Origin of the sequence: uncultured Granulicatella sp. (assembly GCF_963528195.1) — a bacterium.
In the GTDB taxonomy this organism is placed as follows: Bacteria; Bacillota; Bacilli; order Lactobacillales; family Aerococcaceae; genus Granulicatella.
The window spans coordinates 1-16,941 of record NZ_CAURVN010000016.1; the positions used below are offsets into that span (position 1 = coordinate 1).

A 16,941-nucleotide genomic window follows, 5' to 3' on the forward strand; every position below is an offset into this window, starting at 1 on the left:
AAAAAAACACCCCAAAAGTTAGATTTTTTATGTCTAACTTTTGGGGTGCAGTACACAAAATACATGCTTTTTTACTATGCTATTTAATATCGAATAAAAATTTTCTTAAACTAAATATCTTAATATCACACAATAAAAGAAGGTACCTTATGCTTACTCTTTCTGTTATCATGTCATACCATCGCATAACTTTATCTCCTTAACATTAACATTTTTTTATCTCCTTTATTTTAGTCTTAAAAAATAATAGTACCCTCTGTTGATATTTATAAATGCATAACATAATCAGCTGTAGAATTTAAAAATTCTTGGTCATGGGAAACAATGAATATTATTTTATTATCACTTTTGCATTCGTTAATTAGATGCGATATATTCATCATGTTGTAATAATCCATTCCGCTTGTTGGTTCGTCAAAAAATATGAATTTAGAATTCTTACACAATACGGATGCAATTGCCACTCTTTGTTTTTGTCCGCCTGACAAGCTCATTGGATGACGATCTTTTGATTCATATAAATCAAGTTTTTTCAGAATATTTTCAACATAACTACTTTCAATATTTTTTATTCCAAGACTTACTTCACTTGCAATAGAATCGGTAAAAAGCTGATGATTAACATCCTGCATTACAAGGGATGATATTTTTAGCCTATCTGATTTTGAAAGTCTTTTGCCGTCCAAATAGATTTCATCCTTCGATTTTCTTTCTAAGCCTATAAGGCATCTGAGCAAAGTGGATTTACCAAGTCCGTTTGTTCCTACTATGCCGTAAATTTTTCCCATTTCAAAAGAGAGGTCTTTTAAATGCAATTTTTTATCTATACCATTAAACTTAAATTCAATGTTTTTTACTTCTAAATTTCCCTTATTTTGATTTTCGGGTACTGTAAGTTTTACTCTATTCTTATTTCTTAAACCTAACTTCTTTAGCTTTTCAGACGGTATTTTCATAAAATCTATTTGAGTATATTCCTTTTGTATTTCCCCATCTTTAATCAAAAAAACTCTATCTACAATATCCATTAGATAAAATATTCTATGTTCTGAGATTATAAGAGTTTTCCCCTTATCTTTAAGTTTTATAAGCATTTCTTTTATGATTAAAATGTTTTCTTCATCAAGATTTGATGAAGGCTCATCTAAAACAATGATTTCCGTTCCAGATATATAACTTGCAGCAATACATAAAATCTGCTTTTCTCCACCCGAAAGTTTAAAAATATCTCTATTTAAAAGATGTTCTATCGGAAACAAATCCAACATATCATTTAGTCTTTCATCCATTTGTTTTTTTGAAAGTCCTATATTCTCCAAATAGAAAAGTAATTCAAGTGTAGTATTTATATTGAAAAAGTGTGTCTTTGGATTTTGAAATACATTTGATACTAAGAGCGATATTTCGTATAATTCGAGGTTTTTAATATCTTTATTATCAATCTTGATGGTTCCATCCATATAAGCTCCATCATATCGTACAGCTAACCCATTGATAGAATTTATAATTGAAGATTTTCCGCTACCACTTTTCCCAGTAAATAATACACATTCGCCTTTTTTTACATCTAAAGAAATGTTTTTTAACACTTTAGGAGAATTTCCATAAGATAGAGATAAATTTTCAATTTCTACCATAAAGCTCCTCCTATAACCATAATCAGTATTAAAAGCACATAAACAAAATCAACTACTTTCGTTTTGACGGATATGTACCTTGTTTTTTTAACAGGATTTTCAATACATTTTGTTTCTGCTGCCTTTGCAATATCATCAGAAATATTAGAAGATATAACAAGTAAAGGCACAATTACATTCTCGATGTATGAAATTGGATTTTTAAATGTAATACCTCTTATTTTCATAGCAAGTTTTATATTGTGACTTTCTTCCCTAAATGAAGGAAAAAACCTAAACATTACAGCAATTGGTATAGAAACAGTACGAGGAAAATTCATTTTATCCATTAAGGATATTACACTTCCTACATCCGATGTTTTTAAAAAAAAACTTCCCGCACTAAATGGAAGATAAAACATCTTACATACAGCAAATAGCATAAAAAACATCATTAAAATCGCATTCATATTTCTAATTACATCAAGATTAGGTATCAAAGAAAGAACCCCAAAAAATGATATGTTTTTTAAGGCTTCTTTCTTAAATCCATTCATTAAAAAAAGAAATGAAATAAGAAGCACAATTCCCCATTCAAAATAGGTATTTACTTTATAAAATACAGCAAATCCAAGTGAAAAACTTACTAAAATTTTACTAATTGGATTGGGATTATATGGATTGTCTAAAGAAACGAGCATTATACAATACCCGCTTTTTCGAAATGCTTTTTCAAAAAGACTTTACCGATATATGCGCCGAGTATCCCGCCGACAACAGCACCGATATATACTAATACCATACTACGATAATTCAAAAGTGCTATGAGCTTCATTATATAATCGTGACCCATACCGCCTGTTTCAGCCAGTTTAATAACCTTGTCTTTAGCCAACAAAACTTGCATAAGGAAACCACAAATCCAAGTGTTGAATACGGCAAATGAGAGCATATTAAATTTAAATGATTTATATTCTCCTTTTTTTCTTAAAAGTTCCGCAATTGCCATACTGATTACAGCATGTATCAATATTACATATGTATTTCCCATTGCAATTGCTACAAGACTACAAATCAACCCAAGTATAAATAATCCCCATGATTTTTGAACTTTTGCCATAAAGAGCATTATAACTATTCCTGTTATAATGCCTGCCAGTGTAGGGTATGCCAAGTATAAAATCGGTACAATACCAATCATTCCCGAAGCAAACATAAGTACAAAATATATTACTGTAAATACACCTATCGTAACTAAATCTTTAATTCTTAATTTTTCCATTTTTATATTTTCCTCCTAAATAAGTTTTCACTGAATATTTGATTTTCTAAGCATTGCTTTATAAAATTCCGAGCTTTTACAAAGTTCTTCATCTGTCCCTATCGCTTCTATTTTTCCGGCATTTAATAAAACGATTTTGTTTGCATTTCTTATTGTTCTTAATCTATGAGCAATAACAATTGCCGTTTTTTCTTTTATAAGTTCAGATAAAGCCTCTTGAATTAGACTTTCATTTTCAACATCCAGAGATGCTGTAGCCTCATCAAGCAATATGATTGGTGCGTCTTTTAGTATTGCCCTTGCTATTGAGATTCTTTGTCTTTCTCCGCCTGAAAGTCTTTGTCCGTTTTCACCTATTACTGTATCTATTCCATCCGGCATTTTGTCTATAAATTCATAACATCTAGCTATTTTAGCCGCTCTTATAATCTCTTCATCTGTAGCACCTTTTTTACCGATTTTTATATTATCTTTTATGCTTGAATTAAAAAGAGTAACATCTTGGAAAACGATAGAGAAATTTTTAAGGAGTGTTTCCGGATCAATTTTACCGATGTCCTCTCCCCCTATCAAAATCTTTCCTTTATCTATATCCCAAAATCTTGCAGCAAGCTTGGTGAGAGTTGTTTTTCCGCTTCCGCTTGAACCGATTAGCGCAGTGATTTCACCCTGCTTTGCAGTAAAGCTCACACCATTTATTACAGAATAATCATCATATCCAAAATAAACATCCTTGAACTCAATATCGTAATTTTTAATGTCAATATCTTTTTTGCCTTCTTGAACAGGCATGGTCTTTATTTCCTTTATTCTCCCTACAACCGCATCAAGAATAACTATCATTGACATAAAGGTGATTATTCCTTCTATAGTAAGATAAATACTTGCTGTAAGCATTAAAAATGCAATATAAACCAGCACACTTACCTCCCCTGCCATAAGCATGTTGACGCCGATAACGGCAACACTTATAATTCCAAGCTTTAAAATTGCAGTAGCTATTCCTGTAAGTGTTCCGGCAACAACTTCACCTTTCGTTTTCTGTTTTGTGGATGCATTTAATTTTTCAAAAAAATCATTTAACACCCTATCTTCTAAGTTGTAAGATTTTATTTGCTCTATCTGCTCTATATTTTCCTGTAGATTATCGAAAACCTTACGATTATCATCTATCCAGCCCTGTACTATTTTTTTCTGACTTTTCTTTGATAAAAATATAATCAAAATAGAAATGGGAATTACCCAAAGGGCTGCAAGTGCAAGTTTCCAATTATAGAAGATAAGCATTAAAGCAATAATACTTGTGGATATAGCCGTTGAATATATCTGAGGTACAGCATGAGAAAAAATTGTTTCATATAAGTTCATGTCATTCATCATGGTTTCCGCAAGGTCTGCCAAATCTCTTTTACCAAAATAAGAAAGAGGTAATTTCTTTAACCTTTCCGCTAACTCAATTCTTGAATTTGCACTCTCGTTGTACACATTGGTGTAAAGTCTTACATAATCCCACCTCGCTACTAAGAACATCACAATCATCATTACTACAATTAGTGCAATATAATAAACAGAAGTAAAATTGTAGCTCTCAATGCCTGTTAAAATGCCTATATACTGGAATAGAAACATAAAACCGATCATTGGTGCGAACAATTTAGTTAAATTAACAAGCGTGTGTGAAAATATGGCTTTTCTTAAGTTAAGAGCGCCTTTTTCTGACATCGAATATTTTTTCATAAAATAAGAAACCATATATTTAACCTCCTATCTTCCAATTTACGGATTTTTGATATTCTTCCCAAAGTTTTTTGTAATGCCCACTCATACCTATTAAATCTGAATGCTTGCCTTCTTCTACAATTTTCCCCTTATCAATAACAAGAATTCTATCTGCATCTACTACTGTAGATAATCTATGAGCAATCATCAATGTTGTCTTGCTTTTTGATAGCTTCTTAAAAGACTCTTGAATCAAATGTTCATTTTCAGGATCTGCAAAGGCTGTAGCTTCATCTAAAATGATAATATCTGCATCTTTCAAAAAAGCTCTCGCTATAGAAATCCTTTGAGCTTCTCCTCCTGAAAAATATGCTCCTTTAGTTCCGTAAACAGTATCAAGTCCTTTATCTAAATTTTTAATAATATCTTTAGACCCTGAATTGATTAAGGCATTGTCTATTTCTTCATTAGTTGCATCAGGCTTTCCGATTAAAAGATTATCTCTTAAACTCATTTTAAATAGTTTAGAGTTTTGAAAAACAAAAGCAATTTTTCTCATTAAAGCCTCTTTTTCAAAATCTTTTATATTAGTTCCTCCAATATAAATTTCACCTGTTTTAATATCGTAAAATCGTGCAGCAAGCCTTGCTATAGTAGTTTTACCACTGCCTGATGATCCGACTAAAGCAACTCGTTCTCCTTTATTCACCTTAAATGAAATATCGTCTAATACATTTTCATCTTCATAAGAAAAGCTTACATTTTTAAACTCTATCCCAACATCAGAACTTGTTTTATTTCCATAAACAAAATCATCAAACTCAAGTATATTTTCAATTTTATCTAAAGCAAGTTCCGCAAAATAACTCGATTGAGTAATCGTCGCAGTTCTCATAATAAAAGTAGCAAATGCCGGTCCTATTAGGAAGTAAATAACAGAATCTGCAACTACATTAGATAAGTTTCCATTAAATTTTATTAAGAGTAATGCCACAGGTACCAAGAAAAATGCCGTCGATGTAGTAACGGTTTCAAACCACGACATTTTATTCGTATAACTCATAGTAAGCTTAAGTACATTGTCTTTTGTTTTTATGATTAACGAATATAACTTATCAAAGCTCTCAACACTTTGTGCAAATGTTTTAACAACAGGAATTCCTCGAACATATTCCACTGTCTGAGAAGATAAATTGGAAAGTCCTTCATAATACTCATCTTTCATTTTTTTTGTTTCGGATGTCATCATAGATGACATCAATATCATACCGATAATCATCGGTATCATACTGGCAAGTCCTAACTTCCAGTTAAACACGAAGAAAAATACAAGCAGAACGATTGGCGATATAATGGTCATCGCCATATCAGGAAGTTGATGCGCTAAAAAAGAATGAGTTTCAGACGCTCCGGACACAATTACATTTCTTATCCTTCCGCTTTCTTTGTCATCGAAATACCCAAGCGGTTTGTTTATTAGTTTTGTTACGGAAGTCTTAATAATGTTATCTTCCACTTCAAATGCAAAAATATGGGATAAAATTAAACCTATTAGGTATATGAATAGCCCCAAACCGGCAAAGGCTGCTGCATAAATTGAATTTTCCTTTACATAATCAAAATTCACCATCCCATTTAAAATTAAGTTATTTACAATTCTATGAATATATACCATAGGCATCAAAACCATGACACCTGATATAGCAGACATAACCATAGCAATATAGAGTAAAAAACTTTTTTTACCACCGTAAGGCATTAGTCTTTTCAGTATTGATTTCTTCTTATTCTTCACTGAACAACTCCTCCTTTTTCTTAAAATTAGCAAACCTTATAAAAAACCTTTTTAGACTGATTTTAGAAGTTTGTTTTCAAACTCTTTTGCAATACGCATAGTTTTTTTTCTTGTTTTTATCTATTATTTATTTTATAATAAATGAGAATTTCAATCAATTAGATATGGCTAACTAAGTCTATTCGGGATAATGTCTATTCGGGATAAAATATAAAGCACGGAGGTATAATATGAGTGATTTTTATAACTTTGTTAAAAACTTTTTTTCTACAGATGAATCTATCGATAATACAAAATACTCCACTGTAGGACATGAATTCCGTTTTAGCACGGATAATTCAGAAGGCATATATTGGTTTTACGAGGGCGATAATTTCACTATTGATATTTATGATGTTTTCATAAAAAAAGAAATTATCCATACAAGTTTTTCTGGTTTAGATAATTTCTATTCCTTTTATTCATCTTATTTAGTTACAGCAAACGGTGAATGTTTTAATCCTTATCAAAATCTTTCTTCAAATTCACTTTATGTTATAAATACAAAAAATTCTAAAGACTATAGGTTTATACTTCACAAAAACTCTCCTTATTTAGGAATCGGTATAAATTTCAATCAGTCCATGATAGAGCAATGCCTGTCCTCTTATAAGAATAAAGTCTGTAACTATGAAGATTTATTTTTTAATACCAGCACTATAATAAACAAGCCTTTAGAAAGAATTGCAAAAGATATCCTTAATTGCAAGATGGTATCTCCTGCTGCTGATATCTTTTTTGAGTCAAAGGTAAAGGAATGGTTAAGTATTACAATAGACTCTTTTTTAAATAAGTACAGCAATCCACTATCTATTGCCGATAATGAGGCTTTGAAAAATGTCGCCAATTATATAGACGATCATTATGCAACATCTATCCCACAAGATACTTTGGAAAAAATATCCACTATGAGCGGCACAAAACTAAAAAAATTATTTAAGCAAAAATATCAATGCACAATTACAGAATATACTCAAAGACGGCGAATGAATATGGCGGAATTACTCCTACTGAACTCTACCCTTAAAATTCAAGATATAGCAGAGGCTGTAGGATATTCCTCTCACAGTAAATTTAGTACATGCTTCAAAAAATATAAAGGTTTTTACCCTAAAGACATTAAAAAATACACAAAAAATACCAGTTCTTCATAACAATGAAAAGAGATTGATTAACCTCAATCTCTTTTTTTGTATTCACTCAATGGTATACCTCCCCTTTTCAAAACCTTTAGCTTTTCCTGTTTCTTTTGTTCTCTCCTTGCTTTATACCTTTCCTCGTATTCCTGTTGTTTTCCGTTTGCTTTACGCTTTAGGTAATTTTGATGAAGTCTGTCTTTTCTTTCGTTGATTTTTCTCTCTTCTTCCTCAAGTTTTAAGCGTTCTTCTTCAGTTAATTCTTCTGTAGGTAGCTCATAGTTGCCGATAAAGTTAAAATATATCTCTATCTTCTGTTTTGAGTTTTGACTGCCTTTCCTATCCCTTTCGTGAATGATAATCTTCTCTACAAACTCATTTATCATAGTGGTTGTAAGTTCATCAAAGTTTTCATAGCGATTGATAAGAGATATGAATTTTCTTGCTCTGTCTGTTTCTTTTTCATATCTTGATATTGTAAGCTCTAAGTCTTTAATTTCTTTACTTAAAGCTCTTTGCTCTGTTTCATATTGGCTATTAAGTATCTCATATCTACTACTTGGTATTTTTTCAAGTATCATATCTTCGTAAATACGGCACATAAGCCTTTCTAACTCTTGTATTCTCGACTTACTATCAATTAGTCTTACTCTTTGCCTTTCTATCTCTACTTTTTCCTTTTCTTCCATTTCATTTTGAATGGAGCGGATAAAAGCTTCGTTATCTTCATCAAGATATTTTTTAAGGTCTTTTAAGGTTTCTTGTATAAGGTTTAATACTGCTTCTGCTTTTATCCTGTGAGCCGATGGACAAAGTGTTCCACAAGGGACTTTCGTGTAGGCACTGCAAGTATAATAGGGGATATTTTTGTAGTTACTTGTTCTATGAACATACATTTTACTTCCACAATCAGCACAATACATAAGCCCTGTTAGTGAGTGATATTCGCCCCAACCGTCAGGATACCTTTTTACATTTCCTCGTATTCTTTGTACATTATCAAAGGTTTCTTGGTCTATGATTGCTTCATGGGTATTTTCAAATATCAGCCAATTATCTTCAGATACATATTTGCTTTTCTTATCCTTAAAATGTTTTCTTGTTTTGAAATTTACAGTATGACCTAAGTATTCTTGTTTCTTTAAGATACTTGCAATTGTGGAGCTGCACCAACGATATGGGTATTCAAAATTTTTGCTTTGATGTAGTCCATATCCTAATTTTTGTTGATGATAAGCAGGTATATCAATTTTTTCTGCTTCTAATATCTTTGCTATTCGATACGGACCATTGCCTTGCATGGTCAGATTAAATATTCGCCTTACTATCTCCGCTGCTTTTTCATCTACAATCCACTTATCTTTGTCTTTTTCATCTTTGATATAACCATAAGGTGGAGAGCTTGCCGTATGCTTACCGCTTTCTCCTTTTGACCTGAATGTAGATTGTATTTTTCTTGAAGTATCTCTTGCATACCATTCATTCATAATATTTCTAAAAGGGGTAAAGTCATCCTCTCTGTAAAAGCTATCTACATTGTCATTGATAGCAATCAACCTTACGCCCTTTTGTCTTAGGATTACCATACATTGACCGACTTTAAGATAATCTCTGCCAAGTCTACTCATATCCTTTACGATGATACAACCGATATTCCCTTGATTAACTCCGTTCATCATTGCCATAAATCCCGGTCTGTCAAACTGTGTTCCGCTGATTCCGTCATCTGTAAAATGTATGATGTTGGATAGATTATTTTTACTTGCATATTCTTCAAGGATTTTCTTTTGATTGACGATTGAATTACTTTCTCCTTGAAGTTCGTCATCACGACTTAGTCTCTCATAGAGTGCTGTTATCTTTTCATAATTCCTCATTTTTACCTCCTTCCTCTTAATTTTTTAAATAAAAAAGAATTAAGAAGTATATATTTCACTAAAACAGTGATTAAGTGTTCTCCTTAATTCTATTACTCCCGCAGCCAACTTATATTGCTTTACCGCAAAGTGTGTTGGTGGTCTTTTCTCCACGATTTTTTGATTTTTTATTGTTTCTTTGATATTTTGAAATATAATTAGCTAATAAAATTCATATTTAGTAAAATCCTTGCTTTCGTTAAAAATACTTTCAAAAACTGCTCCTTTTTCATAAAACCTTTTATCTCTTTTCTTTCGTTCTTCCTGTTTCTGCTGACTGATGAGTTTTTTTCTTTTGTTTTGTAACTGCTTAGTTTCCTCTTCTACCATTAAGATTTTTTCATCTATATTTTTCAATTTCTGTTCTCCTTTCTGATTTTTAGTAAATAAAAAACAGTAAACCAATTTGATTTACTGTTTCTAAAATCGTTATATTCAATGATACAAACTTGAACTTTTAGATTTTAACCCTCTAAGCTATTCTCCTGAAGTATGTTCTATATCATTATAGTTTAACGCAAAGTGTAGCTATATAGTCATTTCCATAATGGGATAATCTATTTCTTTTATCACATGATTCATAAAAATCGATCATAGCAAGACCATTTTTAAGTTGTCCTCTAATCTGAGTTTCTAAGGTATGGCTAAATTCATATCCATATTCTGGATTTATGGTTATCTTGCCTTCTTGTTCAAGTTCTTTTGAATTAAAAGGAAGTGAAAACTTTAAAAGTAATTCCTCATCAGGTTGATCCCATACAATGTCAGAATCATACATGTATATCCATGGATTCATAAATCCGACCATTAACAGTCCACCTTTTTTCAATACTCGGGAGGCTTCTTTATACATGTTTTCTAAATCTTCGATATATACATTTGAAACCGGATTAAAAATAATATCAAAAGTTTCATCATCAAATGGGAATGGTTTTGTCATATCAGCTTGAACTGTGTTGATTGTTAACCCTTCTCTTTTAGCAACCATTTCATCTCTTTCTAATTGTGATTTAGAAAAGTCCATTATGGTAACATCATACCCTTTTAAAGCAAAAACTGGTCCCTGCTGTCCACCACCACAAGCTAAACCTAATATCTTTTTTCCATTAGCTTTTTCAAACCATTCTTCCGGAACTTTTTTTCCAATCGTTAATGCAACAGAAATGGGCTTATTTTTAAGTTCTTCTAATTGTTCATGTGTTAATGGCTCAGTATAGTCATTATTTACATTATTCCATCTATCTTCATTAAATTTTATATAATTACTCATCTGATTATCTCCTCGTAATTTTCACTATTATGATTTATATTAGATATATTGTCAGTATATTTTCTCAGCTCTACTAGTTTTAAGCTTTATTTTAATCCTCATAATCGATACTATAAACTATTAAACAACGTTACAATCATACCACTATCAGAGAATGTTTATTTGTTTTTCTTCGTTTCTTGTTTTTCTTTTGCCTGACTTAAATACCAAAATGAAATATACACTATCAGTGCAATGAAAATATTATGGAGCAAACCTAATCGCATTTGATTGAAAACAAAATAATATATCGTAAAAACTAACGCAATCACGATATTACTTTTAATAATTTTTTTCAGACCAAACTGTTCTTTTCCAATCAGTATAATAAATAAATGACCTAATAGTATGATTATAATTGACACTATTATAGAAAACTCTGTTGATCTTAACAAAAGTGAGTTCCCTAAAAAGAGTAGAATAAATCCGTAAAACCATTTTTTATTGTGTACCATAATACTCATTTCCCCTACAAAACATATTTTATTCGCTTTCATTTTACTATTAGTTTACCTAGCTTTCAATATGATTTAGGAGAAATTCCATCCACTCTAAGATGCAACTAAAAAAGGAATACAACTCTCCAAGAGTAAAACTAATGACAACACACTGTCATCCTTTCTTACATCGAAAAGTCATATTCCTATTTTCTTACGCTTCAATTACTCGAACACTGTCATCCAACTTCGCCCAGTGATTTGTTGGGCCGTGTCCATTTCCTACATAGATTGGTTGAGCAATCGCTCCTTGAATAAATTTACGAGCTGTAATAATGCTCTCTTTCAAAGGCTGTCCTTTTGCTAATTCAGCTGTAATACAAGCGGAGAATGTATCACCTGTTCCATGGGTAGAAGCTGTTTGAATTCGTTTAGCTTCTGTCCAAAATGCTGTTCCGTCTTCTAATAAGACAAAGTCTTTTACAATATCCAGCATTCCATGTCCGCCCTTAATAATGACATTTTTTACTCCAAGATTTTGTAAAATAGCTGCAGATTGCATCATATCTTTTTCTGTTAAGATTTTCTTACCAATTAATTCTTCTGCTTCTGGTAAATTTGGTGTACAAACTGTGGCAATTGGTAATAATTCTTTTTTAATCGTTTCAATGGCTTCTGGTTGTAATAATGGGTGTCCGCCTTTAGCAATCATAACTGGATCAACAATTAATGGTCCAAAATTTACTTTTTTATAATTTTCTACTACAGTGCGAACAACTCGACTATCTGCTAACATTCCTGTTTTTGCTGCACGAATTTGAAAATCACTTGCTAATGATTGAAATTGCGCATCAATAAATGCACTTGGTACTTCATGAACCGCTTGTACTCCTAAAGTATTTTGCGCTGTTAAAGCTACAAAAATACTCATTCCAAAAACTTGACGAGCTTGAAATGTTTTTAAATCTGCTTGAGCTCCTGCTCCGCCTCCTGAATCAGATCCAGCAATAGTCACTACTTGTATAGTTTCATTACTCATTTGCTTCCCCTCCTAAAATTTCCGTTACTTTTTTTCTTAAACAGTGACATTTTTCTTTGATATCTTTAGCTTTCATTATCTCACTAACAATGGCAACACCTGCTATACCTGTCCCTTCCAGTGGTTCCATATTGTCTTCTTTAATACCACCAATGGCTACGATAGGAATCGATACGGTTGTCGCAATTTCCTTAAGCGTTTCAATAGAGGTTGGTTGAGTAATGACTTTTGTCGTCGTTGGATAAATGGCTCCTACACCTAAGTAATCTGCTCCTTGTTGTTCTGCTTCTAATGCTCGTTCAACTGTTTTAGCTGTAACTCCTAGAATTTTGTCTTTTTCAATGAGTTTTCGAACTACTTCAACAGGTAATTCATCTGCTCCAATATGCACACCACTAGCATCAACGGCTAAACAAATATCCACTCGATCATCAATGATCAAAGGAATTTGATATCTATCTGTGATAGTCTTAACTTTTTGAGCTAATTCATAATATTCTCTTGTACTGCATTCTTTTTCTCTTAATTGCACAAGAGTTACACCAGACTTACAAGCTTCTTCTACTTTATTCAAAAAGTCTTCTTCTTTCCAATCATAGCGTGCCGTTACTAAATAAAGGGTTAATGTTTTATCTAACTTCTTCATTTGTCCAGTCCTCCATTTTTAGCATTTCTTGCCAATTTTCTTGGTACAATTTTGATAGTTGATTACAAGTTTCTATACGAAAACTTTCCATTCCATGCTGGAGTACCTTGCTTGCTTTTTCTCCACATACATTAAAGTAACTAATCGCACCAATCGTCGCTTCTAGTGGTTCAATTCCACTTCCTAAAACGCCTGTAATGAGAGCTCCCACTATATCTCCTGTACCTGTAAATAATTCTAAAGAATCTACTCCATTTTTTAGGCAAAAACAGTTTGAATCAGTAACGACTAAGTCTTGTTCACCTGTTGCTAGAAAAACAGTTTGAGGATAAACTTTAGCCAATTTTCTTAATGCGTGAGCCAATTCTTGTAATTCCATCAAACTTTGGTCTTCCTTAGCACTATCGACTCCTTTGGCACTACTCTTTAGTCCAGCTAGTCTTCTCATTTCTGAAATATTTCCCTTCACAACGGTAACGCCAATGTCTAATAAACGTTGTACTAAAACAAGACGATTGGATAGTCCCACTATTCCAACAGCATCTACGACAAGAGGTTTTTGAGCCTTATTCGCAAGTTTTGCAGCTTTTATGATGCAAGCTTCTTTTTGCTCTGTTAAATGTCCAATATTTAGTAATACGGCAGATGATACTTGAATAACTGATTCAATTTCTCGTTCATCTTCAGCCATAATTGGTTTTGACCCTACATATAATAATGCATTTGCCACTAATTCCTTTGTAATTCCATTCGTAATGCAATGAATCAGAGGGCGTTGTAATGGGAAAATTTTTTCTAAAACTTTTTGCATAATGGACATTCCTTAGTTGGTGCAAATAATTTTTGAATTCGTTGAATTGTTGATACGTTTTTTAATTTTACCCAAACTAACCAAGCAATTGTTGAGCCAATAATCGCTCCTCCACAAAAACGTGGTGTATAAACAAACCAGAATAAACCAGTTGTTGTGCCAGTAAACCAAACCATTACAGGATAAGATAATAGAGAACCAATTAATCCTGTTCCAATAAATTCACCAATCATGGCTCCATAGATGTTTTTAGTCATTCTTGCTCCAATCCCAGCTAATAAAGCTCCAAATACTGCACCTGTTAAAGCTAAAGGTGGAATTGCTAATAAAGTCATACGAAGAATCGCTGTTAAAAATGCCATAGCTACTCCGTATACTGGTCCCATCAACATTGCTGCAATGACATTAATCGTACTAGACATTGGTGCCATTCCTTCAATTCGCATTAATGGGGATAAAACCACATCTAGCGCTACCATCATTGCTAAAAACATAATTTTTTTATTTCTACTCATTTTTATAACCTTCCTAACCTTCTAATTTCCATGTTTCATGTGTATAAGCCATTTCCCAAAATAGGTACTCAAATTGGCAACTACGATAAAATGCTTCTATCATTTCTTCTTTTGTTTCACCAGTTGCCTCTTGATATAATCGTTCGATAACACCACATTCATATTGAACAGCTTCTTTACTGTCTTCTCCCGCATAGGTCATAATCCATCGTTGATACATTTCATGAGGGGAACCTTGTTTGATTAATTGTTCTCCAATGGCTTGATATAACCACGGACAAGGTAACATTCCGGCACAAGCTACAACGACATTTTTTTCTGATAGTTGTCGATATAAATGTGATACATAATTATAAGCAGTTGGAGCAATCGGTGTATTTTTGATTTCTTCTTCATCGATACCTAATTCTTGAAAAAATTCTTCTCGAATTAATTGTTCTCCTTCTGCTAAATGTTGCGAATTTCTACGCATTAATTCTTTCACTTCTGCATCATCAGATGCATCAGAAATAATTTGATAGATTTTACTAAAATGTTCTAAATAATAACGATCTTGTAATAAATAATAACGAAATATCGAATCCCCCAATGTCCCATCTTGTAATCCCGTTACAAATGGATGTTCAAAACTTCCTTGCCAATAACGGTTAGAAACTACCATGGCTTTTTCTGTAAATGTCATTTTCCTACCTCCATAACCATCCAATACTATTTCCTACTACAAATAATAAAATCATCCATCCCAAAGCTTTACCATCATTTTTCCAAATAATCGATGGTGTTCGTTTTCCTTTTTCATCAAATCCATGGCTAATCATCGCTTGTTCATATTGCTCTTGTAAGTGATAAGCTGTAAAAATAACTTTGATATAATATAAGCTTGACCAAAAATGTAAGGGTCGACCTCTTAATTGACTCGCTTCCTTCATTTGCACAACTTCTCTTCTAATATATGGAAAAGCATGAATAATGACTAATAAGCCATAGACAAAATGAGGAGGCAATCCTTTTTGTTCCAAAACTAATAATAATTCTTCCAAATCCACACTAAATGCCAATAAAAATCCTAATAGAGCAAATGCAAATGTTCTAGTAAACATAACGGAAGCAAGCTCTAGATGAATTCCTTGAACACGAATCGACCAATAACTACCAATCGCTGGAAACAATGGAACAATAATGGTAGCACCAATGACGCCCCACTGCTTCTTCCAAAGCAGATACAAGAATCCAACAACTAATACAAAACTATTCAAGACATTTGAAGGAACAAACGATAATTCAATCGTTACTATGATTAGAAAAAGAGAAAAAGCTAAACTTTTAGACTGTTTTTCCATGTTGAATTCCCCCTTTTTGTAATGTCTGCTCACTGATTTGAATATGATTTTGACTCACACCTTCTAAAGGGGCTAATCGATGAGAAACAACTAATAATTGTTGATCATGTGTTTGTTGATTCCACTTCATCCATTCTCCTATCAATTGACAACTTTTTTTATCTAATCCAGTAAAAGGTTCATCCAATAATAAAAATGGAATTTCTAAACTTAGCATACAGATTAGCTGAATCAACTTTTGTTCTCCGCCACTTAAATACATTAAACTTGTATCCAGTTTTGAACCTAAAGCTGTTTCTGTGAGTATTCGTTCTTGCCATTCTTGAGTGTCAGCAAATCTCTTCATTCCAAAATTCAATTCATCCCTTGGCATTAAAGTGACAAATTGATGCATCGCTTCTTGAACTGTCAATGTTAACAATTTAGAGCGATTTCTCTTTGTTATTTTTTGCCCCTCATACATAAAATTGCCTTTTACTTTTGACAATTGGACCATTGCTCTTAGTAAAGTTGATTTTCCGACACCATTATCTCCTGTTAAAGTCGTAATCCCTTTTTCTAAAGAAAACTCTGGAATTGACCATAAGCCTTCTTTTATAACATTTTGAAAGGTGAAAAACTTCTCTGATGATGCGCCTTCTTGTTCTAATGGAATAACTGAATGATTCGACAACGTACTAATCGGAACCGTCTGCAAACTCCCTTCCTGAATATGTAATACACGACTGACATATTCGCTATATCCATTCGTATCGTGATCACTAACAATGACTAATTTTCCCTTTTGAGAAAGTTCAAATAATAAATTCATTAAGGAGCGTCTACTTTTCTCGTCAACACTTGCAAATGGCTCATCTAATAATAAAATTGGAACATCCATTGCTAATAAAACTGCAATCGCAGAACGTTGTTGCTCCCCTCCAGATAATTGAACAAAAGGTCGATCTAATAGATGTTGCGTTACTGTGTCGATCGTAACATGACGGATTCTTTCTTGAATTTCTTCATAATCAAACCCTAAATTTTCAAGAGTAAATGTTAATTCGCTCCGTAAATTTTTCATCGTAAATTGGCGATATGCTTTTTGGAATACAGTTCCCGCAATAGTTGCTCTTTCTACAGGTGTCATGGAAGAAATATCTTTTCCTAATAAGTAACACTGTCCTTCAAAAGTCATCAGTTTAATACCCGATAAAAATTGAAATAAAGTTGACTTTCCACTTCCCGTATCTCCAGTTAATAAAATGAATTCGCCCATTTCCAGTTGGCAATGGAGATGATGAAGAATGTTAGTTTTCCCTTGCCAAACACTCACATCTACTAAAGTGATACCATTCATTG

General features: G+C 32.5%; 16 protein-coding genes and 1 pseudogene. 1 reads left to right on the plus strand and 16 read right to left on the minus strand.

The window, feature by feature from the left end:
- Positions 1–266 precede the first annotated feature (266 nt).
- From RWR88_RS05530 to RWR88_RS05550, 5 genes are read right to left on the minus strand one after another with little or no spacing between them, the layout of a single operon-like run.
- Complete coding sequence (locus RWR88_RS05530; RefSeq protein WP_314450990.1) at positions 267–1,637, minus strand: ABC transporter ATP-binding protein; 1,371 nt, start codon at positions 1,635–1,637, stop codon at positions 267–269.
- Positions 1,631–2,320, minus strand: a complete 690-nt coding sequence (locus RWR88_RS05535; protein ID WP_314451018.1) for an energy-coupling factor transporter transmembrane component T — start codon at positions 2,318–2,320, stop codon at positions 1,631–1,633. Before RWR88_RS05535 ends, RWR88_RS05530 begins: the two co-directional genes overlap by 7 nt.
- Positions 2,317–2,904, minus strand: a complete 588-nt coding sequence (locus RWR88_RS05540; protein WP_049489415.1) for an MptD family putative ECF transporter S component — start codon at positions 2,902–2,904, stop codon at positions 2,317–2,319. The genes RWR88_RS05535 and RWR88_RS05540 overlap by 4 nt, the downstream gene beginning before the upstream one ends.
- A gap of 21 nt (positions 2,905–2,925) precedes the next feature.
- Positions 2,926–4,650: an ABC transporter ATP-binding protein gene (locus tag RWR88_RS05545; protein ID WP_314450991.1), complete on the minus strand. Its 1,725-nt coding sequence runs from the start codon at positions 4,648–4,650 to the stop codon at positions 2,926–2,928.
- A gap of 4 nt (positions 4,651–4,654) precedes the next feature.
- The gene (locus RWR88_RS05550; RefSeq protein WP_314450992.1) at positions 4,655–6,412 is read right to left on the minus strand and encodes an ABC transporter ATP-binding protein; all 1,758 of its coding nucleotides are present in this window, start codon (positions 6,410–6,412) and stop codon (positions 4,655–4,657) included.
- Positions 6,413–6,642: 230 nt separating this feature from the next.
- Here RWR88_RS05550 and RWR88_RS05555 point away from each other — a divergent pair, with 230 nt between their 5' ends.
- Positions 6,643–7,605 (plus strand): AraC family transcriptional regulator, encoded by a 963-nt coding sequence (locus RWR88_RS05555; protein WP_314450993.1) that lies wholly within the window; start codon positions 6,643–6,645, stop codon positions 7,603–7,605.
- Between the two features lie 23 nt (positions 7,606–7,628).
- On the opposite strand, the gene RWR88_RS05560 is transcribed toward RWR88_RS05555, so the two are convergent.
- The 11 genes and pseudogenes from RWR88_RS05560 to RWR88_RS05615 form a co-directional block, all read right to left on the minus strand.
- A complete protein-coding gene (locus tag RWR88_RS05560; protein ID WP_314450994.1) occupies positions 7,629–9,464 on the minus strand; it encodes a recombinase family protein in 1,836 nt (611 codons plus the stop codon).
- Positions 9,465–9,503: 39 nt separating this feature from the next.
- A pseudogene (locus RWR88_RS05570) lies at positions 9,504–9,860 on the minus strand (DUF3847 domain-containing protein).
- Between the two features lie 148 nt (positions 9,861–10,008).
- Entirely contained in the window at positions 10,009–10,773 is a 765-nt protein-coding gene (locus tag RWR88_RS05575) for a class I SAM-dependent methyltransferase (RefSeq protein WP_314450995.1), read from the minus strand.
- A 158-nt stretch (positions 10,774–10,931) separates the two neighbouring features.
- Positions 10,932–11,276 (minus strand): hypothetical protein, encoded by a 345-nt coding sequence (locus RWR88_RS05580; RefSeq protein WP_314450996.1) that lies wholly within the window; start codon positions 11,274–11,276, stop codon positions 10,932–10,934.
- A gap of 187 nt (positions 11,277–11,463) precedes the next feature.
- Positions 11,464–12,288, minus strand: a complete 825-nt coding sequence (thiD, locus tag RWR88_RS05585) for a bifunctional hydroxymethylpyrimidine kinase/phosphomethylpyrimidine kinase (RefSeq protein WP_314450997.1) — start codon at positions 12,286–12,288, stop codon at positions 11,464–11,466.
- Entirely contained in the window at positions 12,281–12,934 is a 654-nt protein-coding gene (gene thiE / locus RWR88_RS05590) for a thiamine phosphate synthase (protein WP_314450998.1), read from the minus strand. The genes thiD and thiE overlap by 8 nt, the downstream gene beginning before the upstream one ends.
- Positions 12,918–13,745, minus strand: a complete 828-nt coding sequence (locus RWR88_RS05595) for a hydroxyethylthiazole kinase (RefSeq protein ID WP_314450999.1) — start codon at positions 13,743–13,745, stop codon at positions 12,918–12,920. Before RWR88_RS05595 ends, thiE begins: the two co-directional genes overlap by 17 nt.
- Positions 13,730–14,266, minus strand: a complete 537-nt coding sequence (gene thiW, locus RWR88_RS05600) for an energy coupling factor transporter S component ThiW (RefSeq protein ID WP_314451020.1) — start codon at positions 14,264–14,266, stop codon at positions 13,730–13,732. The genes RWR88_RS05595 and thiW overlap by 16 nt, the downstream gene beginning before the upstream one ends.
- Positions 14,267–14,273: 7 nt before the next feature.
- Positions 14,274–14,942, minus strand: coding sequence for a thiaminase II (gene tenA, locus RWR88_RS05605; protein ID WP_314451000.1), 669 nt, complete (start codon positions 14,940–14,942; stop codon positions 14,274–14,276).
- Between the two features lie 4 nt (positions 14,943–14,946).
- Positions 14,947–15,600 (minus strand): energy-coupling factor transporter transmembrane component T, encoded by a 654-nt coding sequence (locus RWR88_RS05610; protein ID WP_314451001.1) that lies wholly within the window; start codon positions 15,598–15,600, stop codon positions 14,947–14,949.
- Positions 15,584–16,939, minus strand: a complete 1,356-nt coding sequence (locus RWR88_RS05615; protein ID WP_314451002.1) for an ABC transporter ATP-binding protein — start codon at positions 16,937–16,939, stop codon at positions 15,584–15,586. The genes RWR88_RS05610 and RWR88_RS05615 overlap by 17 nt, the downstream gene beginning before the upstream one ends.
- Positions 16,940–16,941 lie beyond the last annotated feature (2 nt).

What these genes read in the sequence shown, in the direction of transcription:
- RWR88_RS05575 (WP_314450995.1), bottom strand. Translation starts at nt 10,773, where the DNA reads ATGAGTAATTATATAAAATTTAATGAAGATAGATGGAATAATGTAAAT.
- RWR88_RS05545 (WP_314450991.1), bottom strand. Translation starts at nt 4,650, where the DNA reads ATGGTTTCTTATTTTATGAAAAAATATTCGATGTCAGAAAAAGGCGCT.
- thiD (WP_314450997.1), bottom strand. Translation starts at nt 12,288, where the DNA reads ATGAGTAATGAAACTATACAAGTAGTGACTATTGCTGGATCTGATTCA.
- RWR88_RS05530 (WP_314450990.1), bottom strand. Translation starts at nt 1,637, where the DNA reads ATGGTAGAAATTGAAAATTTATCTCTATCTTATGGAAATTCTCCTAAA.
- RWR88_RS05610 (WP_314451001.1), bottom strand. Translation starts at nt 15,600, where the DNA reads ATGGAAAAACAGTCTAAAAGTTTAGCTTTTTCTCTTTTTCTAATCATA.
- RWR88_RS05615 (WP_314451002.1), bottom strand. Translation starts at nt 16,939, where the DNA reads ATGAATGGTATCACTTTAGTAGATGTGAGTGTTTGGCAAGGGAAAACT.
- thiE (WP_314450998.1), bottom strand. Translation starts at nt 12,934, where the DNA reads ATGAAGAAGTTAGATAAAACATTAACCCTTTATTTAGTAACGGCACGC.
- RWR88_RS05560 (WP_314450994.1), bottom strand. Translation starts at nt 9,464, where the DNA reads ATGAGGAATTATGAAAAGATAACAGCACTCTATGAGAGACTAAGTCGT.
- RWR88_RS05595 (WP_314450999.1), bottom strand. Translation starts at nt 13,745, where the DNA reads ATGCAAAAAGTTTTAGAAAAAATTTTCCCATTACAACGCCCTCTGATT.
- tenA (WP_314451000.1), bottom strand. Translation starts at nt 14,942, where the DNA reads ATGACATTTACAGAAAAAGCCATGGTAGTTTCTAACCGTTATTGGCAA.
- RWR88_RS05580 (WP_314450996.1), bottom strand. Translation starts at nt 11,276, where the DNA reads ATGAGTATTATGGTACACAATAAAAAATGGTTTTACGGATTTATTCTA.
- RWR88_RS05555 (WP_314450993.1), top strand. Translation starts at nt 6,643, where the DNA reads ATGAGTGATTTTTATAACTTTGTTAAAAACTTTTTTTCTACAGATGAA.